Source organism: Rothia sp. HMSC071B01 (genome assembly GCF_001808945.1).
GTDB lineage: Bacteria > Actinomycetota > Actinomycetes > Actinomycetales > Micrococcaceae > Rothia.
In genome coordinates, this window is sequence record NZ_KV795070.1 from 133,524 (window position 1) to 159,489 (window position 25,966).

The following is a 25,966-nucleotide window of genomic DNA, read 5'->3' on the forward strand; positions in this document are numbered from 1 at the left end:
CTGACGAGGAGGGTAGCGTGAACGCAGAACAGAACCAGCGCACCGAAGAACGCGAGATTTACCGCCGCGCCTGCGTGCGCGCCTACCGCTTCGGTGTAGCGTGGTCCACAGCCGCCCGCACCACCATCGAACGCTACCGCGAGGCGCTCAACGAGCTCAACGGGTTCCCCGTGCCCGATAAGGACACCGGCTCCAATATTGCCCACACCCTGCTGACCCTGACCGAGGAGTTTGAGCGGGGCATGGAGCAGGTTCTGCCCGGTGAAATTCTTTCTAGTGAGGTTCTGCCCGCTGGCGAAATTCCCGGCGGGGAGGGCGCCTACATGCCCGAGCCGGCGGGCGCCTCCGAAGAGGAAACCCTCGCCCACCTGTGGATTCAGCTGGGTGGCATCTACGAACACGCGATTATGCGCGCATCCCGTGTGGCGCGCGGCAACTCGGGTACCCTGCTCTGCGCCTGGGCGCTGGAGGCGGTGCGTAGCTACTGGTTCCTGCCCGGAAACCTTGCTCGGGAGCTCGGTGACGCAGCCGATGAGCTGCCGCTCGTGCGCACCCTGGAAGCAGACTACGAGCGTGTGCTGGCTGGCGGTTCCCTGCCGAAGCATCGCGAAGTGAAGCTGGAGTACGCCCACGCGGAGGCGCGCGCGATGGCGTTCGCGGCTGAGCGTATTCGCGCCAGCGTGGGGGAGCAGATGGTGCCCTCCACGATGCTGTCGGTCATGGTGGAGCTCGCCCGCCTGGACGCACACTATGAAGCATCGCAGGACGCAGAAGCTGCTGACGAGGTGCTGAAAGAGCGTCGACGTGCGCTGATGCGTGCCGCTCTGGAACGTACCGCGCAGTTCCCTCCCTCACCCGAGCTTGCCGGTTTCGTGGATGCCGGCGCGCTCGGCTTCTACCTTGCCGTGGTGCACTCCAATCCGCGCTGGGAGGGGGCAACCCTGAACGAGGCGCAGGTGCAGTCTATGCTCCGCGCGCCCTCAGCTGTGGATGCGGCGCGGGCTGGCTCTGAACCTGTCGAACATGTAGAAGGTGGGCACGCAGAACATGCGGGGCAGGCCGGCTGGGAGCTCATGGGTACGCTGACCTGCGAGCCCCTCGCCCTGGCGCAGCTGCGCCCCGAACTTGAAGCCATGGGTGACAGTCTGCTCATTACGCCCCTGGACATGGCGGCTGGACTCTGGGCGCTGCACGTGCACGTTCCCGAAATTGACCCCGTCCGCGAGCTGATTATGGGTTACGGTCAGTGGTCGGATGAGCGTATTTCCTCCCTGGCGGATGGTCGTCACGCTGACCACGCGTGCGGTGTGGAGGGCGGCGCATGAGTCCCGCCCGACGTTCCGTGAACCCGCAGCAGGAAGCCCTGGACTTGGGGCTTCCTGAGCCTGCTCCCGCCAAAACTAAGCCGACAAATACTAAGCCTGCGAAAATTGAGGCAGCGCAGAGGGAGCCCGTAGATTCTGAGCCCGTAGATTCAACGGTTGTGGAGCCTGCCCGTGCCGGTTCTGCGACCCGAGCCCAGCCGCGGAAAAAGGATGCGCCGCTACTGAGCGATGAGCAGCTCCGCACCACCGCCGAGCTGACCGTGCGCGATCTTGCCGCCTACGCCCGAGGCGAGGTGAACCGCGCCGAGCTGAGCGAACGCGCGGCACAGCGCGCCAGTGCGCCCTACCGTAAGGCGCTCAAGACGCTCAAACATTCGCTGGGTCCCGCCGCGCACACCATGACCGACGACGCTCTCTACGAGCTGGTCGATATTGCGTTGGCGGCGCGGCAGGCTACTCAGCCGGATTTAAAACAGCCGGAAGTACATCAGCCCGGGGAACCTGCACGGAAAGCACCCGCCCAGAAGAAGCCAGCGCAGAAGAAAACAGTTCAGAAGGAACCTGCCCAGAAGGAACCGAGCCCGCAGGAGAGCAAAACTGCCGCGCGGGCTACTTCGGCGCGCCCGCAAAAGGTAACGAAGGCAAGCGAAGGGGGCGAGCAGAAGAGCGCGCCGCAGAAGAATGCGCCGAAGAAGATCGAGCCCGAGGCGGAAGCTAAAAAGCCTGCGCCGAAGAAGAGCACGCCTCAGGCGGAATCTGAAAAGCCTGCGCCCAAAAAGACTGCACCTAAAAAGGTTGTAGCGAAGAAGACTGCTCCCGCAAAGAAAGCGCCCGCCCAGAAAGCTTCCGCGAAGAAGGCAACCGCTGAGAAAGTCGCGGCTGATAAACCCGCATCAGCTGCCGCGGAGGCTAAAAGCCGTGCCCTGGCGCGCTACGCCTCCGAAGACCGCATCGAAAATGCGCCGCTCAAAAAGTACCTGCCCGCACCCAGTGCCAAGGCAATCGCTACACACCTGGACCTGCACACCGTCGGGGAGATGCTCGAATACTTCCCGCGCAAGTACCTGCCGCGCGGTGAACTCAGCTCCTTCGCCGAACTCGTTGAGGGCCAGGACGTCACCATCATTGCCCGCGTGGTGCATGTGAGCACCCGAACCATGGCGGCGCGCCGCGGCAAAATCACGGAAGTGACCATCACCGACCGGCTTTCCGACGCCACCGGGCAGGACGCACCCGCTGGCTTCGGTGCTGGTGGTCCTGTATCCGTGGTGCCAGGGCGCGCTAACCGCCCCGGCGCATCCGGCGCATCCAGCGTATCCAGAGTATCCGGCGTGCCCGCGCAGAGCTGGCAGGCAACCGGGATGCACAACCCGCGCATTAACGCGCTCGCTAACTCCACACAGAACCCAGGTGCCCAGATTCCCCGCGCTCAAAACCCCGCGGCACAGAACCCGGCACAGGGCAGGGGAGCGCAACCCGCCTCCTACAGCGGCTACGCAGATAGCTACGGCCAAGATTCGTTCGCGCAGGACAGTTTTGCGCAGGATAGTTTCGCGCAGGGAGGCCTCTTTGGCGTGCCCGCACCCAGCCCTAGCGCGACCCCCGGCGCGCTCATCGGCTCGCAGATGAAGCTTTCCTTCTTCAACGCCTGGACCGCCGCCCGCGAAATCCGCGAGGGTGAAACCATGATGTTCTCCGGCAGGGTCGGCATCTACCGCGGCGAATACACCCTCACCAACCCGCACTACGCTCTGCTCTCAAAGGATGCTTCCGGCGCGGACGTTACCGACGCCGCCACCGCCCCCGTGCCCGTCTACCGTGCCCCCGTGAAGCTGCCCACCGACCGCATTAGCGGCTACATGACGCAGCTGCTCGAAAAGGTGCCGCTCAAAGAACTCGAAGACCCGGTACCCTACACGATTCGTCGCGCCCGTAAGGTACCCTCGCTGGAGTGGACGTACCGCGCCCTGCACACCCCCGACTCGGAGGACACTTGGCGTGCCGCGCAGGCGCAGATGCGTTACCGCGAGGCGTTCGTGCTGCAGAGCGCGCTCGCCCGCCTGCATTCGGTGCGTGCCGCGCACCTGACCCAGCCGCGCCCCGCCGTGGAGGGCGGCCTCGCCGATCGACTGCTTCAGGTTCTGCCCTACGAGCTGACCGAGGGGCAGCAGAAGGTGGGCGCTGAGATTGCCGCGGATTTGTCGAGTGAATCGCCCATGAACCGCCTGCTGCAAGGTGATGTGGGTTCCGGTAAGACCGTGGTGGCTCTGCGCGCCATGCTGCAGGTTGCCGATGCGGGTGGCCAGTCCGCGATGCTCGCCCCGACCGAGGTGCTTGCCGAGCAGCATTTGCGTTCGGTGCTGGACATCCTGGGGGATATGGCGGCGCCCGAAGACTCTGACGCTGATGATTCTGCCGCCGGTTCCGCCGAGGGAATCCCCGCGGGGAGCGGGGATGAACCCCGCCGTGTGCGCGTGCGCCTGCTGACCGCCTCCATGGGTACCCGCGCCAAGCGCAAGGTACTGCAGGAGCTCGCCGACGGCACCGCCCAGATCGTGATCGGCACCCACGCCCTGCTTTCCGATGAGGTGAGCTTCCACGACCTGGGCCTGGTCGTCGTGGACGAGCAGCACCGCTTCGGCGTGGAACAGCGCGACGGTCTGCGCGGCACCGACGGCGCCCTGCCGCACCGCCTGGTCATGACCGCAACGCCCATTCCGCGTACCGTCGCCATGACCGTGTTCGGTGACCTGGACGTGTCCGTGCTGGACACCCTGCCCGCCGGTCGCCAGAAAATTTCAACGCACGTGGTGCCCCTCGCCGAGAAGCCCGCCTGGGCGTCCCGGCTGTGGAGGCGCGCCCGCGAAGAAATCGATGCGGGCCACCAGGTGTATGTTGTCGTACCCAAAATCGGGGAGGATGGCGACGGCATGGAGGAAGGCGCCGCGTTCTTTGGCGCATCCAGCCTGAACGGTGCGGGTGCGGGCGCGGGCAACTCTGCCCAGGGCTATTTCGGGCAGGGCGGTAGCGCCAGTAGCGACGGCAAGGTTCAATTGACCTCGGTCGCCTCAATGTACTCGTACCTGAGCGCTGAGGACGCCCTCGTCGGCGTGCGTATCGGCACCCTGCACGGCCGCATGGACCCGGCGGAGAAGACCGCCGTCATGACCGCTTTCGAGCGCGGTGAGATTGACCTGCTCATCAGCACCACCGTCATTGAGGTGGGCGTGAACGTCCCGAACGCCACGCTCATGATCATCATGGATGCCGACCGTTTCGGCATCTCGGGCCTGCACCAGCTGCGCGGTCGTGTGGGTCGCGGCGGCTACGCGGGCACCTGCCTGCTGGTGACCCGCCAGGAGGAGGGTGGCGTGTCCCGCGAGCGCCTGGATGCGGTCGCCTCCACCACGGACGGCTTTGAGCTTTCCCGCATCGACCTGGCGCAGCGCCGCGAGGGTGATATTCTGGGTGCTGCACAATCGGGCTCGAAGAGCACCCTGCGGTTCTTGCGGGCGCTCGCCGATGCCGACATTATTGAGCGTGCTCGCGAGGATGCCCGCTCGGTGGTGGAGAAGGACCCGACGCTGGCTAAGCATCCGTCTTTGGCGCGTACGATTGACCGTGCCCTGGACGCTGACCGTGAGGCGTTTCTCGGCAGGGGATAAGTACCCGGCAGGGGTGAGTGCTCTGCCCGCCTTGCTCACCAGCCCGCCCCGCCCATCGCTTACCAAAACCGCAGCTACCTAGCTGTTAACTACTTCAGAGGAGAGACCCTATGAGCCGTATTATTTCCGGTGCTGCCGGAGGCGTTCGCCTTGCTTCGGTTCCGGGGGATAATACTCGCCCGACCACCGACCGGGTGAAGGAATCCCTCTTCTCCAAGTTGGAGAGCTACGACATTATTCGTGGCGCCCGCGTGCTGGACGCTTTCGGCGGCTCGGGTGCGCTGGGTTGCGAGGCGCTCTCACGCGGTGCCGCCTCCGTGACTCTGCTGGATACCTACCCGAAGGCTGTTGCGGTGATTCGTAAGAACGTTGCCGCGGTGGAGAAGGCGATGGGCCGCACCGGCACCGGTTCTTCTGGTGCTACCGGTTCTGCGGCGCGCGTGCAGCAGTCTCAGGCGCTGACCTACGTGAAGTCCGCCTCCGGGCCGTGGGATCTGGTGTTTGTTGACCCGCCCTACGCCATGCCGAATGAGCAGGTCAGTGAGCTGCTGGAGGCGCTCACCCCCAAGCTTGCCGAGGGTGCCGTGGTCGTGGTGGAGCGTTCTTCGCGCGATGCGGAGCCGGTGTGGGGCGAGGGCCTGTACTGTTTTTCGACCCGTCAGCACGGCGAGACGGCTCTCTACTATGTGGAGCCTGACGAGGTGGAGGAGCAGGCGGGCGACGAGTTCGGCAACGAATCTGGCGAGGACGCTGAAGAGCTCGCCGCCTAAAATCGCCGCCCGACCTTTCTGCCCCCAGCCTGCGCTCACCCGCATCCTAAATTCGCCCGCATCTACTCATTCCAACGTCTGATATTTATTCGTGAAGGGACCGCCATGATTGCCCTCTGCCCCGGATCTTTTGACCCCGTACACCACGGCCACCTTGAAATCATTGCCCGCGCCGCTCAGCTCTTTGATGAGGTGATTGTGGGCGTGGCGCACAATAGCTCCAAGAAGTACCGCTTCTCCCTGGAGGAGCGCGTGCAGCTGGTGCGTGAGTCTCTGCAGGAGCTCGGTATTGAGGGCGTGAGCGTGGAGCCGATTCCGCCGGGCGTGCTGCTTGCCGAGTACGCGGCGGAGCGTGGCGCGAAGGTGCTGGTGAAGGGTCTGCGTTCGGCGACGGACTACAGCTATGAGGCTCCGATGGCGAGCATGAACCGCCACCTGGCGCAGGTTGAGACGGTGTTCTTGGCGGGTGAGGACCGCTACGGTGCGGTGTCGTCCACGATTATTCGTGAGGTGGCGTCGCTGGGTGGTGACGTGACTCCCTTCGTGCCGGAGGCGGTTGCCCGCGCCCTAAAAAACGCCTAGCCGACCCGGGCGCGCACCCGGGGCGCACCCACCCGGCACGCCCGACCACGCACACGGCGCAGCAAACTGTACCCCCGACCGGGCACTTAAGTCCCCCAGTAGTAGCCCCGACCGGCCGATTAAGTGCCGCGCGGTGTCTCCTTAAGGGGATATTTAAGAGGTGAGCGCCACTTAAAGAGATTTAAAAGGCGCTTAATCTTGATTAACGGTGCGAATGACCCCTAAAATGGGACTTTGGTTTATACATTTCGTAAGGAGAAACGCCATTTCACGTGCAGACGCATCGCCGCTGGTTGTATCAGTCACTAACCTGATTCACCGCCCCGGCACCATGGAAACTCTCACTGAGGTTCTGCCCGCACCGGCAGACCTGGGTAACACGCTCATCGGCGTGGAAGAGGGTTCGGATATTGACCTCGATATTCGTATGGAGTCTGTTGTTGATGGTATCCTAGTAACCGGCTCCGTCGTTGTGGATGTACACGGCGAGTGTAGCCTCTGCTTGGATCCGATTGATTACGAGATGTCGGCCAATATTCAAGAGCTTTTCGTCTTTGAGAAGGCCCCGGCTGGCGGCCCCGAAGACGAAGTAGATGAGCAGTACGCCGTTGAGGATGATTCCATCGACCTTGAACCGGCTCTGCGGGACGCAGTAATCCTTCAACTGCCGTTCCAGCCTGTTTGTAGGGACACCTGCCAGGGTCTGTGCGCCGATTGCGGTGCGCGCCTGGAGGATGACCCCGGGCATCATCACGAGGTGTTGGATCCGCGCTGGTCGGCCCTACAGGGCCTGCTCGGTGCAGATACCGAAAACTAAATTGTTGTTACTAGAGATTGTGAGATAGCTGTGGCTGTTCCCAAGCGCAAGATGTCCCGCGCTAACACCCGCGCACGCCGTTCCCAGTGGAAGGCATCCGTGCCCCAGCTGGTTAAGACCGTTGAAAACGGTCGAGTGACCTACAGCCTGCCCCACCAGGCAAAGGTTGTAACCGACGCTGCAGGCAACGCCCTGTTCCTGGAGTACAAGGGCCGTAAGGTTGCAGACGCCTAAGAAGCGGTGAATCCTTATGACTGAATTTCCTAGTGTTGATACTAGGGAGTTGCGTAAACGTCTCGGAGTCGATATCGACGCCGAGACGTTTTTGCTATCCCTAACCCACCGCTCCTACGCCTTCGAGAACCCCGGAGTGGAGCATAACGAGCGCCTGGAGTTCCTGGGCGATTCGGTGCTTTCCCTGGCGATCGCTGAAGAAGTGTACCGACGCTACCCCGACCTGCCCGAGGGTGAGCTCGTGAAGCTGCACCACGTGGTGGTGTCTACGGTGGCGTTGGCGAAGGTGGCACGCGACCTGGACCTGGGCAGGTACATCCTGCTCGGTAAGGGCGAGATTCACACCGGCGGCGCCGATAAGGACTCGATCCTTGCCGACACCATGGAAGCAATTTTTGGCCTGACCTACCTGGAGTGCGGTCGCGAGGCGGCTCGTGACCTGGTGCTGCGCCTGATTGCGCCGCTGCTCGATGATGAGAAGGTCCTGAACTCTGGACGCGACTGGAAGACCGAGCTGCTGAACCTCGCCACCGCCCGTGGTTGGGGAGACGTGCGCTACGAGGTGACCGGCGAGGGACCCGATCACGCGCGCGTGTACACTGCGGTTGCTATTGTGGCGAACCAGCAGGCCGGTACCGGTGTGGGTCCGAGCAAGAAGGAGGCGGAGCGCCTTGCCGCTGAGCAGGCGTACCGCGTTCTGGTTTAGGCTCATTCAAGCATCCTGCAGGTCTGTTAGCTCTGCGGGTTCTTGATTCTGCAGCCCCGCTGATTGGAGGGAATCATGCCCGAACTACCCGAGGTGGAAACCGTTCGCGCAGGTCTAGCCGACCATTCGTTGGGTCGGCCCGTGCAGGCGGTGCGCGTGGTCGACGCCCGTTCGCTGCGCAGGCACCTGCCCGGTCCCGCCCACTTTGAGGCGGCACTCACCGGCAGGGCGCTGCGCGGTGCCTACCGCCGCGGCAAGTACCTGTGGCTGACCCTGAGCGAGGCGGACGGCACGCTTGCCGATGAGGCGCTCGTGGTGCATCTGGGCATGAGCGGTCAGCTGCTCGTGCGCGATGAACCGGGTGGCGAATCGGATAGTGAATCTGAGGCGCGCGCGGCCTTTGATGAGCAGCCGCGGCACCTGCGCGTGGCGCTCGAACTAGGACCGGCGGGAGCTACCAGCGCTGCGGGAGCTACCGGTGGCGCGGCGAGCACCAACCGGGCAAGCACCGGGCAGCGGTTGCTCTTCGTGGATCAGCGCATCTTCGGCGGCATGTTCCTCAGCCCGCTGGTACCGGACGTACCCGCAACGGTTGCAGCGAATGAAGCAGCGCCCGATGAAATGGGGCAGAGCGAAGTACCTGAGCGTTTTCTAGTACCGGAGGCGGTCAAGCACATTGCCCGCGACCCGCTGGATGAGTTCTTCGACCCCGCAGCGGTGCGTCGCAAGTTCCTGCGCACCTCCAGCGGCATTAAGAAGGTGCTGCTGGACCAGTCGGTGATCTCCGGCGTGGGCAATATCTACGCCGACGAGGCGCTGTGGCGCGCGCGGCTACACTATGCGAAGCCCGCACGCACCCTCAGCGCTGCCCAAACCCGCGAGCTGCTGGATGCGGTCACGCAGGTGCTGCGCGAGTCCCTGGCGGCGGGCGGCACGAGCTTCGACGCCCTGTACGTGAACGTGCTGGGGGAGTCTGGCTACTTTGAGCGCTCGCTGAACGCCTACGGTCGTGCCGGGGAGCCTTGCCACCGTTGCGCGGAGGCGGGCCGCACCTCCCTGATGGTGCGTGAGCCCTTCCAGAACCGTTCGTCCTATCGTTGCCCGCACTGCCAGCGGGCGCCGCGTTCTCGCTAGGTAAAGGCTTACGCTAGGTAAAGGCTTACGATAGGCACAAGCTCACGCTAGATATGCGAATGACGGCGTAGCTACGTTCCTCCCATACGGGGGATGTAGCTACGCCGTCATTCGTTTAAACCTCAGTTGTATAAACCGGGGGGGGGCGAGGGAGTCAACCCGAAAGCCATCCCGAAAAGAAGCAACTAGCGGCTGTACCTATCCCCGTAGAACAAGCCCAGACGCTCGTAGCCTTCCTCAATCGACACGGAGGGCTCCCACTGCAGAAGCTCACGGGTGCGGCGCTGATCAAACCAGTGCGCGGTCGACAGCTGCTCCGCGAGGAACTCCGTCATCGGCGGCTCATCACCGGCAGTCACGTTCTTCGGCAGACGTTCCCAGACGCGCTCAATGACCTTACCCGCCAGGGCGGCAACCTTCGCCGGAACCGAGAAACGCGGGGCGGGAACGCCCACCGCCTCACAGAAACCACCGAGTAGCTCAGCGATAGTGCGCGGCTGACCGTTCGTCACCACCAGCGCCCGGCCCGCAAAAGCGTCGAGGCGCTGATATCCGCGCACCACGGCATCCGCGGCGTTATCAATGTAGAGCGTGTCAATCAGGCCCGTACCGCCAGAGAGCAGCGGCAGACGGCCCGCGGCGGAACGCTCCAGAATACGCTCGACCAGCTGGGTATCGCCCGGACCCCACATCAGGTGAGGACGCAACGCACCCACACGCAAAACCCCGCCACCGGGCAGGGCAGTGCCGTTCGCCTCCAGAGCCAAGAGCTCAGCGGCAGCCTTCGAACGCGCATAGTTACCGCGCGCATGCTCCGGGGATGCTACGCCGGCACCATCACCCACAATTGCCGCGCCGGCATGAGCCACCGACGGCGAGGAAATGTACAGGAACGAACCCACCGAATGGTTCAATGCCGCCTGCAACAGGGTGCGGGTGCCCTCAATGTTGATGCGCTCATAATCAGCCCACTCGCCGCTGACCGACACCTTCGCCGCGGCATGCACCACGCCGTTGACACCGGTCATCGCCAGATCCACAGCCTGCGCGTTCGTAATATCGCCGCGCACCTGCTCAAAACGCGGGCGAATCGAATCGGGTAGCAGGGCCGCAATGCCCGAGTCGCCACGCTGAAAAACGCGCACATCATAGCCGGCACGCAGCAACGCCAGCACGCTCTCACGACCCAGCAGACCGCTGGCACCGGTAAAGAGGATGCGCTCGCCAATACGCGGCGCGAAATCGGGCTCCTCAATCGGGCGCAGCGAACGCGGGGCGGGGTCGGTGTAGCGCGCCGCCAGCGGCTGCGCAGGCTTGCGGAACCGAGCCGTCGGGGAGGTCACCGCATGCGCAGTCGACAGGCGGGGTGCGGGCTCGTGGGAAGAGGACTCACACGAAGAATGAGGGGACATCATACTCCTTAGACTTAGGGATCCGGCAGGCGCTTACGCCCCCGCAAGGACCTTCGACGCCCACTCACCCAGGGCGGGGCGGTCAATCTTCGAATTATGGCGAATATCGGTCGGATGCTCGTGCACCACCAGCACCGCGGCAAGCTCCACGCCGGTATCCTTGGCAACCTTCTGGCGCACCAGCTGCGACAGCTCGAAGGGCGCCACACCCTCCGCAATGGGGAAGCGGCGAGCGCCGGGCACGCGATCGAGCAGGGCACGCTTGAGGCCCGACGCCGACTGGCGCGCCTCCAACGCGGCGGTATTTGCGGACGCCTCAATGACCAGCACCGGTGCCGCAGTACCGGCAGGACCCACCGCCACCAGGGCGGCGCGGCGCACCTCCGGCAGGGACTCGGCGGACTGCTCAGCCGCAACCGGGGTCAGCACGCCCTGCGAAGTCAGCAGCACGTGCGCGAGGCGGCCCTCAACCCACAGGCGACCCGAAGCATCCAGGTGTCCGACGTCACCGGTATGATGCCAACCCGGAGTGCTAATGGACTGCTCCTCAGTCACCCACAGGGTGTCGTAGCGGTCCTTCACATGCGGCGCCGACACCAGAATCTCACCGGTCACACCCGGCTCATGGGTTAGCTCATCCGCGACCGAACCGTCCTGCAGCAGCGGCGCAATAGCCACCGCCGCACCGTACACCGCGAAACCAACGCACACGCCGTCACGGGCGAACGGGTCAAGCACCTCACCGGCAGCATTCGGGGTGCCCTCAGCAATCGCCTGGCGAATCATCTCGAAAGACACATCGGTCACCGGCAGACCCTCGGTCATACCGTACGGGGTGTGCAGGGAGGCGTTCGGCACCAGGGCGGAGAGCGCCTCCAGCAGCGGCACGGGAATCGGCGCGCCAGCACTCAGCACGGTCTGAACCTTAGCCAACGCCGCACGCTGCTCAGCGTTCAGCTCATCGGCGGTCGCCACCACATTTACCAGGGCGGCGGGGGAAGCGAACACGACCGACGCATCAATAGCCGCCGCAGCCGACGCCAATGCCGAAGCCGTCAGGGTCTTCGGGCGGGTCACATCCATCGTCGGGGTCACGCTGGTAGCACCCAGTGCCGGGCCCAACAGTGCAAACGGCGCGAAGCCAGCCACCAGACCGCTACCGGGCGCAAAACCGTACGTATTCGCAATGGCATCGCGCATACCCGCCAGCTGACGCTGCGTGTACACCACACCCTTAGCCGGGCCGGTCGAACCGGACGTGTATAGCACCGCCGCATCAGCATCCGGCACGGGGGAGGGGAACTCCACCACGGTCGGGGTGGGCACCGGCGCACCCGGAGTACCGTCAGCGGCGGGCGCGGTAAACACCGAACCGGCAACGCCCAACAGCTTCTCCTGCACCGAACCCAGCGGCTCCACAGAAATACGCACACCCGGCCACAGCAGGGTACGGGCGGCACTGAGCGCGGCGGGAATACCCACCAGGAAGCTCGGGTTAGCGCCCTTCAACGCGCGAGTCAGACCCGGAATACCCAGACCGGTATCAGCCACCACAATGACAGCGCCCAGCTTCATGCAGGCGTAAATCAGGGTGGTCAGGCGGGCACCCGGAGGCACCATCAGGTTCACACGGTCGCCCGGACGCACACCCAGGGCGTGCAGGCGGGTCGCGGCGGCGTTGACCTGCTGGTTCAGCTCAGCCCAGGTCAGGGTCACAGAAACGGAGGTGCCGTCGCCCTTGGGGTCCATGTCCACCACGGCGGTGGAGGCGTCGTCGGCGCGTTCGGTGAGGGCTGCGAGCATGGGGCGGAACGCCGCGGGAACAGCACCCTCAGCGGTAGCGCCCTCGCCGGCAGTCAGACCGTGGCGGCGTGCGCGGGCGGCACGATGCTCCGCCTCAACGTTGTGCGGGGGCACCAGAGCGCCATCCTCCAGCGTGCCGAAAGTCTGCGCAAGCCACGAAATCATGGGGGTGGCAATGTCATAATCCTCAATGACCAGGTGCGAGGCCTTCTCGTAGCGGTGCACCTTCGCCTGCGGCATGCGCTCCATCAGGTCGAACAGGTAGCGGCGCTGGAACACCGGGTCCTTCGTGCCCCACTGGAAGAACGCGGGCACGTCCAGGCCACGGATCTGCTCGGCAATACGCTGCATCGGCGTATAGGACGGAACATCGGCACCGGTCGGAATATCGCCCACAAAATTACGCACACCCTCACGCCACGCCGAATGAGCGTACGGCGCACGGTACGTACGGTAAATCGCCTCGTTCAGAGGGCTCGGGTACAGGCGCTTGGGCTGCTGACCCACCGGCTGCGGCAGGGCACCATCAAGCGCCCCGGCACCGGCAGAACCCGGCGCGGGCAGGCGACCCTCATTCTGAGCCAAACCCAAGGTCACATCAATAAACGCGGTCGAATCGTGAGTACCCCACTCGTGCACACCCAACGCCAGGCGCAGAGCGGCAGGGATATTCTCAATGCCGTCATGGTAGACCGCGGTGTTCGTCAGCATCACGCCCGAAAGAATCTCACGATGCTCCAGCGCCCAACCAAAGGACACCAGTCCACCCCAGTCATGGGCGAGAGTCACGAGCGGCTTATCGGTCTCATCCAGGCCGAGCGTCTTCGTGAAATCACCCAGGTCAGCGATACGGTCGGTCAGGGAGCGGCGCTCACCCTCCAAATCCAGGTGGGTGCGCTCCGAATAACCCATATCAATCTGATCAACCGCAACCACACGCCACGGGGCGCGCTCATTCACGCCCGCATCCAGCACGGTACGCCACAGGTACGACCAGGTCGGGTTACCGTGCACGCACAGGATCGTGCCAATCGGCTCCAAACCCTGCTCGACCAGCACCGGAAGGTTATCCAGGTAGTGCCAGCGGCGCGCGCCAGCCTGCTGCGCCCGCTGCTCAATGGGGGCGGTGGTGGGCACCTCCAGAAGGTGGGAGTAGCGCGGGTTCACGCCCGCCCATTCCTCCGGGTTATACGGGGGCTGAGCCTTAGGGAAGTTCAAATGGCGCATGCTGGGAATCCTTCCGGATCGAATCGGTGAATGTCTACCGCACAGAGGTTAAGGGCTGCCGGCTAAGGGCTGCTGGCTAACGGGTTACCACTGAATCTCAAGCAGGGCAGTGTTCAGGCCAGAACCCACACCCATGCACAGAATACGGTCGCCCTTCGTGTAGGTCGGCGCGCACTCGGCGAGAGTCATCGGCAGAGCCGCCGCAGCCACATTGCCCCACTTCGGGAAGGTCAAGGGGATGCGCTCACGCTCAATACCGACCGCCTCAATAATGGCGTTTGTGTGGGCGTTAGAAATCTGATGGGTCACGTAGGAGGTCATATCGTTCCACTCCCAGCCGTCCTGATGCGCCTGCTCCCACGCCTGCGCCACCAGCTCCAGACCGTGCTTGAGCAGGCCCTCAGCGTCAGTGTTCATGCCCTGATCCGCCTCGCCACCGATGCACAGGTTACGGTGCTCAGTGCCCGCGCGGGACACCGAACCGACGATGCGGTGACCCTCCGGGTGGCGGTCAGCACGGCCAATCACAGCCGCCGCCGCGCCCGAACCGAGGGTCAGGGTCGCAAACTGAGCCAGCACATCCTCGCGGGTCGAATCGGGGTTGTTCAGGATGCGCACCGCGGTACGGTGCCACGGGGAGGGGTCCTCGCCAGCGACAATCAGAGCGTAGTCGATAGCGCCCGCATCAATCATGGTGGAGGCGACAGTCATCGCGTTCACAAAGCCCAGGCAGGCGTTCGTAATATCGAAGTTCAGGGCGTGACGCGGCAGCTCCAGACGGTCGTGCACACCCACCGAAACGGCGGGCTCAAAGTTATCGCGAGTCACCGAAGCGTTAATCAGCAGGCCAATCTGGGAGCGGTCAATACCCGCCTGCTCGATAGCCTTCTCGGCTGCGGCAACAACGCCGTCCTCGAAGGTCTGGCCCTCAGCCCAACCGCGGCGAGTGCTAATACCGGCAAGACGCTCCAGCAGGCCCTTCGGCATGCGCAGACGCTTGTAGGTTTGGGCCAGCTGCTCATCGAAGTAGTCGCTCGTGACGACCTCCGGAGGCAGCTCATGGGTAATAGACAGCAGAGCTGCGTTAGCGTGGCGAATGTCAGAGTTTGTGCCGACCTTATCGGCGGATGCATTCATCAATGGTGTGGCCCTTGTAAATAGAAGTCAGTGGGATACAAAGACGGCGGGGATGCGCACAGCGGCCCCGCAGAATTTGTGATGCTCATTCCAATCTACCGCACCGGTCGGGCGAACCCGTATCCGTAGACCCAATATGAACGCCCCCGTTCACCCCGCGCGTAAGATGATGCACAATGAGGAACTTTGAACCCCCTTCATCCCGTGCACGTTCACGCCGCCCGCCCGCCGCACCGCGTACACTAGAGGGATGCCGCCACGCACCACAGAACGTGCCCGGCACACACCAGTTCTTCTGCAGAAAGGCCCCTTGTGCACCTGATGTCGCTGACCCTGCGCGGGTTCAAGTCTTTCGCCTCCGCAACCACTTTTGAGTTCACCCCCGGCATTAACGCGGTGGTCGGACCCAACGGCTCCGGCAAATCCAATGTGCTGGATGCGCTCGCCTGGGTTATGGGCGAGCAGGGCGCTAAGAGCCTGCGCGGCGGCAGCATGAAGGACGTTATCTTCGCGGGCTCCGGCGAGGCTGGTTCGGGCGACGGCGCCCAGCGTGCACCCCTGGGCCGCGCCAAAGTCACCCTGACTTTCGATAATTCTGATGGCACCCTCAGCATTCCCGCTGATCGGGTGCAGATTTCGCGCACCATGTTCCGCTCCGGCGGCAGCGAGTACGAGATTAACGGCTCCCCGGCGCGCCTTGCCGACATTCAGGACCTGCTCTCGGAGGCGGGTCTGGGTCAGCAGATGCACGTGCTCGTCGGCCAGGGGCAGCTGGATGCGGTCCTGCACGCCACCGCGCAGCAGCGCCGCGACATGATTGAGCAGGCAGCGGGCGTGGTCAAGTACCGCCGCCGCCAGGAGAAGACCAGCCGCAAGCTGGAATCTGTGGCATCGAACGTTACCCGCCTGAGCGACCTGGTTGCCGAGCTGGATTCGCAGCTGCAGCCGCTGAGTGAGCAAGCAGAATCCGCCGCGACCGCGCGCCAGCTGCAGGCGCGCATCCGCCAGCTGGAGGCGGTACTTTTGGCCCGTCAGCTGGGTATTCTGCAGGCTGAGCAGACGCAGGCTCTCGCCTCCGAGGCGGAAGGTACCCGCCGCGCCGAAACCCTGAAAGAACAACTGGAGGCGGCACGTACAGCGTCCGCGAAGCATCAGCAGGAGCAGAACCGCCTGAACGCCGAGGTCACCGCCTGCCAGAAGGCCGTGTCGACCCTGCGCGAGTCCGCCGCGCGCGTGCGCACCGTGCAATCCATCGCCGCCGAGCGCGTGCGCACCTACCGTGTGGAGCTGACCGAGGCGACCGCCGCCGCCCGCGCCGGATACGAACGCGCCCTGGAACTGCTGGAGGAACGCCGCGAAGAGGCAGAGCGCGCGGTGGAAAGCTACGCCAGCTTTGAGGAACGCTACAATGCGGCGCTGAAGAACGTTGAGAAGGCGGCATCCGAGGTTGCGCAGACTGAGCGCGCCTCGGGTGAAGCGGCGCAGTCTCGTGCCCGCGCGCAGGCCCAGCTGGATGCCGCCCGCGCTGCTGCGGTGGAGGCGACCCGCGCCTACGCGGCGGCGGCTGAGCGTGCCGCAACCCTGCGTGAGGCGCTGGGCCAGAGCCTGGGCGAGGAACCCGCCGAACTGGACGCTGAATCTGCCGAGGCGGTGTTCGATCCCGAGACCGGTGAGCTCATGGATTCTTCGAGCGAGGGTGCGAGCCTGCTGCGCGTGCTGGATGCCGTGCAGATTGACCCCGAGTATGCGCGTGCGGCGTCTGCTGCGCTGACCTCGCTGGCGACCGCGGCGTTGAGCGTGCCGGCTGAGGGCGCCGAGGTGTCGCAGTTGCGCGGTGATAAGGGTGATGAAAGTAACGAATCTGCCGCGAAGGAACCTTCAACAGAACTGCCCGAAACCACCCTGCCCGAATCCTGCGCCGCCGAGCTGCGCGAGCTGGGTATCCGCCCGGCCACCGAGATGATTGAACCGCTCAGCGAGGATGCCGCCGCGCTCGCCGGCATTGACGAGCACGCCCTGGCACGCGTCACCGCGGCGCTGGGTGAGCGCCTGGCGGGCGTGCTGTTCGCGCCGGATGCCGCCTCCGCAGAGCAAGCCCTGCACCTGCTTGCAGAGAATACCCTCGCAGGTCAGCGCACTATCTGGCGTATTTTTGACCCCGCAGGCACCGAGCACACCCGCTACAGCCTGCTCTACCCGGCTGAGGGAGCCAGCCCCCTGGAACTTGCCGCCGCATACCGCGCTGCCTCCCAGGTCGTGACCCGCACTCGCGCCGAACTGGACGAAGCCGAACAGGCCGTTCAGCAGGCTCAGACCGCGGCAGAATCGGCGGTCGAAGCAGAACGCGAGGCGGCGAAGGCGGCGGGTGTGGCGAGCGCCGAGCATGCCCGCGCCCGCGCCCAGGCGGAGTCCCTGGAAGCCTCCGCGCAGAACATTCAGAATGAGCGCGCCCGCCTGAACGAGCGCCTCACCGCCGCGGAGGAATCCGTGGCGCAGGCGCGCGTCGCCTACGAATCGGCGCGCACCCGCGAGGACACCTACCTGGCGGGCACGGGGGAGCAGGCTCCTGCTGCAACAATTGAGCGCCGCGCCCATCGCCTGGGTGAGGTACTTGCCGAGCAGGTGAGCGAGCGCGAGCAGCAGCTGCACGAGCTGAGCACCGACCTGAAGAACGCCCAGGAGGGCCTGACCGGCACGAACGATGAGGTGCAGGACCTACAGGCGGCGCACGCGGCGGCGCTGACCCTGCTGGCGCGCACCCAGACGGAGGCGGCACGCGTGCAGGAGCGCGTACAGGCGCTGGCTGAGCGTGCCCGCCTAGTGACCGGTTTGACCCTGGAGCAGCTGGAGGAAGAGTACTCCGAGCAGCTGCCGGTTGACGTGCCCGCAGATGAGGCTTCCGAAAATGCTGCCTCCGAAAACGACGCTCCCGAAAATGCTGCTGCCGAAACGGCATCAGAGACTACCGAAGCTTCCACCGAGAGCGTGCGCGCTCGCCTCAAGGCGACCCGCGCCGAACTGGATGCGCTGGGCGCCATTAACCCGCTGGCGTTGGAGGAGTACGAGGCGCTTTCGGAACGCCACGCCTACCTGAATCAGCAGATTGAGGATTTGAAGGCGACCCGCCGCGACCTGAACACGGTCATGGACGAGGTCAGCAGCCACATTGCGGAGGTGTTCACCGCCGCGCTGGAGGACATTAACACCCACTACCGCCGCATCTTTGAGACCCTCTTCCCGGGAGGCGAGGGCCACCTGGAGCTGGACGACCCGTCCGATCCGTTGAATTCGGGTGTGGAGATTCACGCGCGCCCGGCGGGTAAGAAGGTTAAGCGCCTGTCGCTGCTGTCTGGCGGTGAGCGTTCGCTCGCTTCGTTGGCGCTGTTGATCGCGATTTATATGTCTCGCCCTTCGCCGTTCTACGCCCTGGACGAGGTTGAGGCGGCACTGGATGACCGCAACCTCTCGCGCCTGCTGCAGGTGATTGGTGAGCTGGGGGAGCGTTCGCAGCTGATTGTGATTACGCATCAGAAGCGCACGATGCAGATTGCGGAGACCCTGTACGGGGTGTCGATGCGCGGTGGCGTGTCGACGGTGCTTTCTCAGCAGATGGAGGAGCTGCGCGAGCTGCTGTAGCTCGCCGCGCGCCCCTCAACCTGCGCGCTCCTGCCTAGCCTCGCTTGCCTATCCTCTAAATCTTGCCAGACGAGCCACCTCATACCCGTGCGCGCACCCACTCTGGCGAACGTCACATGTCCTAGGAATGGTCATGTGCACTCCGGGGTACAGGTCACCGCCTGCGCCCGGGTACTATAGGGGGATATGCGTGAACACCGCCCGCCCTATTCGCGGTTGGCGTGGTGTTTCGTTGTGATCAGGCCTGATGCCCCGCCCTACCCGCGGCGCGCGTCCGGCGGCAACCATCCAGGGAAGGAATAGTGATGAGCGAGAACCTGGCAGAAGCTTTCCTCAACGGCGAGTCGTTGAAGAATGCCCCCGGCCCCTATTTTGGTGAGTACGGCGGGCGGTGGATGCCCGAGTCGCTGATTGCCGCCATGGATGAGCTGGAGGCAACCTTTAACGAGGCGAAGAACGACCCCGAGTTCATTGCCGAGTTCCAGCGTCTTTCTGCTGAGTATTCGAACCGTCCGTCGCTGCTGACCGAGGTTCCGAAGTTCTCTGAGCATGCTGGTGCGCGTGTGTTCCTCAAGCGTGAGGACCTGAACCACACGGGTAGCCACAAGATTAATAACGTGCTGGGTCAGGCTCTGCTGGCTAAGCGTATGGGTAAGACCCGTCTGATTGCTGAGACTGGTGCGGGTCAGCACGGTGTTGCGACTGCGACCGCGGCTGCCCTGTTCGGCATGGAGTGCGTGGTGTACATGGGTGAGGAAGACACCGAGCGCCAGGCCCTGAACGTTGCCCGCATGCAGCTGCTGGGCGCGAAGGTGATTGCGGTGCAGAACGGCTCCCGCACCCTGAAGGACGCCATTAACGAGGCGCTGCGCGATTGGGTTGCGAACGTCGAGAACACCCACTACCTGCTGGGTACCGCCGCCGGCGCGCACCCGTTCCCGGCGATGGTGCGTTTCTTCCACGACGCCATCGGCACGGAGGCGCGCGAGCAGATTCAGCAGCTAACCGGTCGCCTGCCCGACGGCCTGGCCGCCTGCGTGGGCGGCGGTTCGAACGCGATTGGCCTGTTCCACGCGTTCCTGGACGACCCTTCGGTCGAGATTTACGGCTTTGAGGCCGGCGGCGACGGCGTGGAGACCGGCCGTCACGCGGCGACCATCACCCTGGGCCGCCCGGGCATGCTGCACGGCGCGATGACCTACCTGATGCAGGACGAGGACGGCCAGACCATCGAGTCCCACTCGATTTCGGCTGGCCTGGACTACCCGGGTGTGGGCCCGGAGCACTCGTACCTCTCCGATATTGGCCGCGTGACCTACGAGCCGGTGACCGACACCGAGGCCATGGATGCGCTGAGCCTGCTCTGCCGCACCGAGGGCATCATCCCGGCGATTGAGTCTTCGCACGCTCTGGCCGGCGCACTGCGCGTGTGCCAGCGCTGGGCCGCCGAGGACCCGGAGGCCGCCCGCGAGAAGACCATGATTGTGTGCCTGTCGGGCCGCGGCGATAAGGACATGGAGACCGCTCAGAAGTGGTTCGGCCTGGGTAAGGCCATCCCGTCCTCGACCCTGATGACCGGCAACAAGGAGGCCGCCGCCTCCGCTGAAAAGAACGCACAGACCGAGAGCGAGGCTAAGTAATGAGCTACCAGGACTTCATTTCCCACGCCGCCCCCTACGAGGTGGTGGACGGTACCTTCCCTCCCGCTAACTCCGATTCGCCCCTGGCCGCTCGTCTCGCGCAGTGCGAGGCCGAGGGTCGCGCGGCCCTGATTGGCTACCTGCCGGTGGGTTTCCCCACCCTGGAGGAGTCCATTGACGCGGCGATTGCCCTGGGCAACAACGGCGCCGACATCATCGAGCTGGGCGTTCCCTACTCCGACCCGGTGATGGATGGTCCGGTGATTCAGAAGGCGACCGGCCAGGCCCTGGAGAACGGCTTCAAGCTTTCCCAGCTCTTTGAGGCGGTCCGCCGCATTACCGAGGCCACCGATGCGGTGGTCGTGGTGATGACTTACTGGAACCCGGTTCTGGCGTACGGCGTGAAGAATTTTGCGCGTGACCTGGCGGCCGCCGGTGGCGCGGGCATGATTACCCCCGACCTGGTGCCCGACGAGGCATCGGCCTGGTTTGAGGCGTCGAACGAGTACGGTCTGGATCGTATTTTCCTGGCCGCGCTGTCCTCCTCGCCGGAGCGTCTGGCAACCGTGGCGAAGGCCTCGAGCGGCTTCGTGTACGCGGTGTCGGTCATGGGTGTGACCGGTGCCCGCACCTCCGTGTCGGAGGCGGCCCGCACCCTGGTGGCGGATATCAAGGCCGCCGGCGCCAAGCGCGCGTGTGTGGGCCTGGGCGTTTCGACCCGCGCTCACGTGGAGGAGATTGGCGAGTACGCGGACGGTGTGATCGTCGGTACCGCGCTGGTAAAGGCCCTGGCCTCCGGCGGCGTGGATGCGGTAGCCCGCCTGACCCGCGAGCTGGCGGGGCGTGAGGCTTAATGTCGGCCCTGCTTTCGGCGGTGGCCCTGCCGGCGCTGTCGATTCCTTCCCCGAGCGTCTCGTACCTGCAGCTGGGCCCGTTTCGTGTGCATTTCTACGCTCTGTGCATTCTGACCGGTATGGCGGTGTGCCTGTGGCTGGGCGCCCGCCGCTGGAAGGCGATGGGCGGCACGGGCGAACGCGTCTTTGACGTGGCGATGTGGGCCATCCCGGCCGGCATCGTGGGTGCCCGCGCCTACCACGTGCTGATTACCGACCCGGGCAGCTACTTCGGCCCGAATGTCGCTGATCCGTGGGCCTTTCTGAAGATTTGGGAGGGCGGCATCGGCATCATGGGTGCCGTGTCGGTGGGCGCGCTGGGCGCCTGGTACGGTTGCCGCCGCTACGGCATGAATTTCCCTGCTTTTGCGGATGCGGTGGCCCCCGGCATCCTGCTGGCCCAGGCCTTTGGCCGCTGGGGCAACTGGTTCAACCAGGAGCTGTTCGGCAAGCCGACGACCCTGCCGTGGGGTCTGGAGATTAGCACCTCGAGCGGTAATTTCCCCTCGCAGTATCCGGCCGGCACGCTGTTCCACCCGACGTTCCTGTACGAGTCGCTGTGGAACCTGCTGGGGGTGGCGTTGTTGCTGTGGCTGAGCCGTAAGGGCGTGCTGAAGCTGGGTCAGACCCTGTGGCTGTACGTGTTCTACTACGGCGTGGGTCGCCTCTTTATTGAGATGTTCCTGCGCATCGATACCTCGGAGATGCTCTGGGGCGTACGTATTCACGTGTGGACGGCCCTGCTGCTGGTGCTACTGGGTGCCGCGGGCTTTGTGGTGGCCGGTCGTCGCGCGGCGGCGAAGGCCGCCGCGGGTGTTGAGCCCGGCCCCGTGGAGGTTGCTCCGAAGCGTTCGGAGAAGAAGGCCGATGATGCCGAGGACTCTGCGAGCGCCGAAGACTCTGACGATTCCGACGAGAAGTCGGAGGCCGCCGAAAAGGCCGGGAAGTCGGAGGACACCGCGTCCAGCTGATGCTCTCGGTAACCGATAATTCATGCTGAAAACCGCCGGATGGGGGAGCACCCCGTCCGGCGGTTTTCTGTCTTTCAGTTCCCGTGCCTGACCCCGTTTTGGGCCCCGTGCCGGCGTCCTGCTCTCGTGGAGCTCCCGACTCGGCTTCCACACCGCAGAGAGTTTTCGGCGACTTGTGAAAACAGGGGCCTGAGAAGGCATAATAGAGGAACCACGGTAATACGTGCTCGCGTGGGGGCATAGCCTCTGGGAATCGGCCCCTTCCGCGCGGCACGCACCGCGCTCAGAATTATTCACTCAACTACAGGACACATATCGTGAGCTCTTCTTCCGGCGATTCTTCACGCCCAATTTCTCCCTCCTCCCGTTCGGGCCTGACCCGTCGTCGTCTCGTGGCCGGTGCGGCCTGGGCTGCCCCCGCCGTCGCGGCTTCGACCCTGGTTCCCGCTTTTGCCGCCTCCCCCGAGGAAGGCGAATGTACCGGCCCCTACGAGGATTCCACCCTGATTACCGCCGGTGACGGCGTGAAGAAGGTTGCCGTTCTGACCGTGCCCGCGGGTGCCCGACGCATGCGTTTCACCGTGATTGGCGGCGCCGGCGGCACGAACTACGCCGTTGCGGACGCCGGTTCGGGCGCCCTGGTAGAGGGATCCATGCCGGTGCGCGGCGGCCAGGTGATTACCCTGACGGCCGGTTCGGGCGGCATCGGTAACGGTGAGCTGACCCCGGCCGAGGGCGGTGACGGCTACGGCGTGGGCGGCTCCTCGAAGGCTTCCTCCCCGGTCCCTGCGGATGTGGTCGCCGCGATTGAGAGCCTGACCGGCCGCACCGGTGGTGTGATGGGACATGGCGGCATGAACGCCGTGCTTTATTCCTCCTCGGGCGGCGGTTCTTCCGCGATTGAGGTGGACGGCGTGCCGATGATTGTCGCCGGCGGTGGCGGCGGCGCGGGAACTCTGGCCACGTACGCGACGGATCTGCCGAGCCCCGCGAAGCCGGGTGCGCTGCAGGCGACGGCTTACTACTCCCTGGATAGCTCCGGTCGCCGCCACCAGTTCAGCACCGGCGGAGGCGCCGGTTCCAGCGACGGCGACGGTTCCCCGGGTTTCGTGGGTTTCACCTCGTACACGGCGCAGTCGGTGCCGCTGCTGAAGGTGAACCCCGGTTCGGGTGCCGCCGGTGGTGTGGGCGGTGCTGGCGGTGAGAAGCTGAACCCGCCGACTGTTGATGGTTCGGTGATTGGTTTTTCGAGCACCTCCACCCAGAAGCTGGTGAGCACTGCGACTGCCGGTGCGGCGGGTGCGAGCGGTTTCCGCGCGAAGGGCGCCGATGGTGTGGCGAGCTATTCGTACCAGTGGGATCAGACTCCGGAGGGTACCGATAACCGCCCGTCGAACGCTGGCGAGCTGTTTAACGGCTACCAGTCTGTGGTTTCTGGAGGCGGTGGCGCCGGTTATGGCGGCGGCGGCTCCGGTGCTGCGTTGAGCGTTTCGGCTCGTGTGGTGTCGCAGAAGTGGAATAACGATTCGGCTCGTGCCCGCTATGCGGTGGGTTCGGTGCAGCTGGCTGGCGGTGGCGCTGGCGGCGGTACGTTCATGGATTCTACGGTGCGCATCATGGATCTGGGGTGGGCGTTGAACGCTCCGAATGGTCCGGGTGAGCGCGGCGCTGGCTATATTGAGGTTGCTTTCTGCTTCTAGGCAGCTAAGTCTCATCGGTTAAGAGTTCCTATAAGCCTGTAGGAATCGTATAGGTGTAGATTGAACCCTTTCTTTAGGGTGGTATGCGCCTCAAACTTAATATTTAAATTTTTTCTGAGTGCCTCCCAAACCGCTTATTTGGGAGGCATTCTCATCTTCTGTGTTGTTTCGTCATAGCGTCATATCAACCTTTGGCGGTTTAGCGCATTGGTCGGAATAGACCTTATCGAAAGATCATCCTTGCTCGTGAGAATGCCTCTATCTAACCCCTCTGTCATATTCGGGGAAGGTCCTTTAGATTGGGGGCTCCTCATTTTACGGTGGAAATGTAAAGAATACGCGCGCTCACCCCGCTAGGTTGCACAGCGCAGATTACAGATTGCGGTTTGAGCGCGACCACCGATGACTAAGGAGTTTAGATCATGTGCAAGGAAACCATGAAGGCTGTTGTTGTCCCTGAGAAGGTTGACGGTTCGGTTGTTGTCCGTGAGGTTCCCGTTCCGGCTGTCGGTCACGGCCAGGCGCTCGTGAAGATTGAGTACTCGGGCGTGTGCCACACTGACCTGCACGTGGCTTCCGGTGACTTCGGTGAGGTTCCGGGTCGTATTCTGGGCCACGAAGGCATTGGTCGTGTCGTCAAGGTCGGTGAGGGTGTTGAGTCCCTGAAGGAAGGCGATCGCGTGTCGGTGGCTTGGTTCTTCGAGGGCTGCGGCCACTGTGAGTACTGCACCTCGGGCCGTGAGACCCTGTGCCGTTCGGTGAAGAATGCAGGCTACTCGGTCGATGGCGGCATGAGTGAGTACACTCTGGTGACCGCTGATTACGCTGTGAAGGTTCCCGAGGGTCTTGACCCGGCACAGGCAAGCTCCATTACCTGCGCTGGTGTGACCACCTACAAGGCAATCAAGGAGTCGCTGGTTCGCCCGGGTCAGTGGCTGGTTGCTTACGGCGCTGGCGGTCTGGGTAACCTGGCTGTTCAGTACGCTAAGAAGGTTTTCGGCGCCAAGGTTATTGCTGTTGATATCAACGACGACAAGCTGGCTCTGGCTCGTGAGACCGGTGCTGATCACGTCATCAACGGCCGTGAGGTTGAGGATGTTCCGGCTCGTATTCGCGAGCTGACCGGCGGCGGCGCTCACGCTGCTGTGGTGACCGCGGTGTCGAAGGTTGCGTTCAACCAGGCTATCGAGTCGGTTCGTGCGGGCGGTTCCGTGGTGGCTGTTGGTCTGCCCTCGGAGATGATGGAGCTGTCCATTGTGAAGATCGTTCTGGACGGTATCCGCGTGGTGGGTTCCCTGGTGGGCACCCGTCAGGATTTGGCGGAGGCGTTCCAGTTCGGTGCTGACGGCCTCGTGGTTCCGGTGGTTCAGCTGCGTGAGGTTGACGAGGCACCGGCTGTCTTCGAGGAAATGACTGCTGGTAAGATTACCGGCCGTATGGTTCTGGACTTCGCTAGCCTCTAAGCTGGCGGATGGTTCGAGGCGCCCGGTAGGGCTTCAAGGTCTCACTCGACTGGGGTCTTGCCGGTAGTTTCGATGGTTATAGCGCCTAGGGCGCATCCCGTGTGGCGGGGGAGTATGGGTACTCTTTCTGCTGTGCATACGACGCGGGGTGCGCCTTAGTGTTTTTAACGCGGCTTTTTAGGGCGGGGTGGACTGTAGGTTTTTGAGAGCCGTTATCGTGAGGAGCCGAATTCCTCTGTGAGTACTAGGCACCTAAACGTAATATACGCAGGAATTTATTTTTGAAATATTCGGGGAATATCTCAAAATTCTCACTAAATTAGTTCAATAGAGTATCTTGTTTGACATCTATAGACCTCAAAATGCATACTTGTATTGTAAACATTCAACTACTGGTTGAAGCGTAATATTTGCCGAAGAGATAGGTTTCGCGTGCGCCTACACCTACCCTAGATGTAACGGGATATGACGTGTGAAGGTTTCGGCCCTCCTAGATATCGATTCCTTCTCCCGGAACGCCATACCCGGGTGAATTTCAGCATCTTCGTACCGTGCCGTTATTCACCGTTGAGTCCTTAATTCCGGCCAGGCGCCCCTTTAGACACCTTCGGATTGAGGTCTCACCAACGATTAGTGTGGGCCCCACGGACATAGTCAATGGGGACTATGTCCGCCACACTAATCCGGGGCTTTTAGGACATTGCATGACTTCGAGGCGGCACGCCCGCCACGCCATAAATTTACCTGCCGGCACGGGTAACATAGCCGGGTTCTCTACTCACTCGGTAACCCACCCGCTGCAGAACGCATCTTGATGTTTGTGTTGTTCAGAAGATGCGCCCTGTAGCAAA

Annotated in this window: 17 protein-coding genes; 14 read left to right on the forward strand and 3 right to left on the reverse strand. The window is 63.8% G+C overall.

The window, feature by feature from the left end:
• Positions 1–17 precede the first annotated feature (17 nt).
• From HMPREF2527_RS02210 to mutM, 8 genes are all read left to right on the forward strand, one after another.
• The gene (locus tag HMPREF2527_RS02210; RefSeq protein ID WP_070506060.1) at positions 18–1,325 is read left to right on the forward strand and encodes a DAK2 domain-containing protein; all 1,308 of its coding nucleotides are present in this window, start codon (positions 18–20) and stop codon (positions 1,323–1,325) included.
• Positions 1,322–4,990 carry an ATP-dependent DNA helicase RecG gene (locus HMPREF2527_RS09555; RefSeq protein ID WP_083294446.1) on the forward strand — a complete coding sequence of 1,223 codons (3,669 nt, stop codon included), beginning with the start codon at positions 1,322–1,324 and terminating at the stop codon, positions 4,988–4,990. Before HMPREF2527_RS02210 ends, HMPREF2527_RS09555 begins: the two co-directional genes overlap by 4 nt.
• Before the next feature lie 110 nt (positions 4,991–5,100).
• Positions 5,101–5,760 carry a 16S rRNA (guanine(966)-N(2))-methyltransferase RsmD gene (gene rsmD, locus HMPREF2527_RS02220; RefSeq protein WP_070506062.1) on the forward strand — a complete coding sequence of 220 codons (660 nt, stop codon included), beginning with the start codon at positions 5,101–5,103 and terminating at the stop codon, positions 5,758–5,760.
• Positions 5,761–5,865: 105 nt separating this feature from the next.
• Entirely contained in the window at positions 5,866–6,342 is a 477-nt protein-coding gene (gene coaD / locus HMPREF2527_RS02225) for a pantetheine-phosphate adenylyltransferase (protein ID WP_060824643.1), read from the forward strand.
• A 208-nt stretch (positions 6,343–6,550) separates the two neighbouring features.
• The gene (locus HMPREF2527_RS02230) at positions 6,551–7,159 is read left to right on the forward strand and encodes a YceD family protein (RefSeq protein WP_012903341.1); all 609 of its coding nucleotides are present in this window, start codon (positions 6,551–6,553) and stop codon (positions 7,157–7,159) included.
• Positions 7,160–7,189: 30 nt separating this feature from the next.
• Positions 7,190–7,393 carry a 50S ribosomal protein L32 gene (rpmF, locus tag HMPREF2527_RS02235; RefSeq protein ID WP_005505656.1) on the forward strand — a complete coding sequence of 68 codons (204 nt, stop codon included), beginning with the start codon at positions 7,190–7,192 and terminating at the stop codon, positions 7,391–7,393.
• 16 nt (positions 7,394–7,409) lie between these two features.
• The gene (rnc, locus tag HMPREF2527_RS02240; RefSeq protein WP_012903342.1) at positions 7,410–8,099 is read left to right on the forward strand and encodes a ribonuclease III; all 690 of its coding nucleotides are present in this window, start codon (positions 7,410–7,412) and stop codon (positions 8,097–8,099) included.
• Between the two features lie 75 nt (positions 8,100–8,174).
• On the forward strand, positions 8,175–9,233 hold the full coding sequence (gene mutM, locus HMPREF2527_RS02245; protein WP_070506064.1) for a bifunctional DNA-formamidopyrimidine glycosylase/DNA-(apurinic or apyrimidinic site) lyase: 1,059 nt from the start codon (positions 8,175–8,177) through the stop codon (positions 9,231–9,233).
• A 185-nt stretch (positions 9,234–9,418) separates the two neighbouring features.
• Here mutM and HMPREF2527_RS02250 read toward each other — a convergent pair whose 3' ends face one another.
• The 3 genes from HMPREF2527_RS02250 to HMPREF2527_RS02260 all read right to left on the reverse strand — a co-directional run bounded on the left by HMPREF2527_RS02250 (position 9,419) and on the right by HMPREF2527_RS02260 (position 14,812).
• Positions 9,419–10,645 (reverse strand): NAD-dependent epimerase/dehydratase family protein, encoded by a 1,227-nt coding sequence (locus tag HMPREF2527_RS02250; protein ID WP_070506066.1) that lies wholly within the window; start codon positions 10,643–10,645, stop codon positions 9,419–9,421.
• A gap of 33 nt (positions 10,646–10,678) precedes the next feature.
• Positions 10,679–13,675, reverse strand: a complete 2,997-nt coding sequence (locus tag HMPREF2527_RS02255) for an alpha/beta fold hydrolase (RefSeq protein WP_070506068.1) — start codon at positions 13,673–13,675, stop codon at positions 10,679–10,681.
• A gap of 84 nt (positions 13,676–13,759) precedes the next feature.
• Complete coding sequence (locus HMPREF2527_RS02260) at positions 13,760–14,812, reverse strand: 3-oxoacyl-ACP synthase III (protein ID WP_049363034.1); 1,053 nt, start codon at positions 14,810–14,812, stop codon at positions 13,760–13,762.
• A gap of 321 nt (positions 14,813–15,133) precedes the next feature.
• Between HMPREF2527_RS02260 and HMPREF2527_RS02265 the strand changes: the two genes are divergently transcribed.
• The 6 genes from HMPREF2527_RS02265 to adhP all read left to right on the forward strand — a co-directional run bounded on the left by HMPREF2527_RS02265 (position 15,134) and on the right by adhP (position 25,115).
• Positions 15,134–18,448 (forward strand): chromosome segregation SMC family protein, encoded by a 3,315-nt coding sequence (locus HMPREF2527_RS02265; RefSeq protein ID WP_070506399.1) that lies wholly within the window; start codon positions 15,134–15,136, stop codon positions 18,446–18,448.
• Positions 18,449–18,753: 305 nt separating this feature from the next.
• A complete protein-coding gene (gene trpB, locus HMPREF2527_RS02270) occupies positions 18,754–20,088 on the forward strand; it encodes a tryptophan synthase subunit beta (RefSeq protein ID WP_070506070.1) in 1,335 nt (444 codons plus the stop codon).
• A complete protein-coding gene (gene trpA, locus HMPREF2527_RS02275; protein ID WP_049346437.1) occupies positions 20,088–20,942 on the forward strand; it encodes a tryptophan synthase subunit alpha in 855 nt (284 codons plus the stop codon). Before trpB ends, trpA begins: the two co-directional genes overlap by 1 nt.
• Entirely contained in the window at positions 20,942–21,952 is a 1,011-nt protein-coding gene (gene lgt / locus HMPREF2527_RS02280) for a prolipoprotein diacylglyceryl transferase (RefSeq protein ID WP_070506073.1), read from the forward strand. Before trpA ends, lgt begins: the two co-directional genes overlap by 1 nt.
• A gap of 317 nt (positions 21,953–22,269) precedes the next feature.
• The gene (locus HMPREF2527_RS02285; RefSeq protein WP_070506076.1) at positions 22,270–23,652 is read left to right on the forward strand and encodes a phosphoenolpyruvate synthase; all 1,383 of its coding nucleotides are present in this window, start codon (positions 22,270–22,272) and stop codon (positions 23,650–23,652) included.
• Positions 23,653–24,089: 437 nt separating this feature from the next.
• A complete protein-coding gene (gene adhP / locus HMPREF2527_RS02290; protein WP_070506401.1) occupies positions 24,090–25,115 on the forward strand; it encodes an alcohol dehydrogenase AdhP in 1,026 nt (341 codons plus the stop codon).
• Positions 25,116–25,966 lie beyond the last annotated feature (851 nt).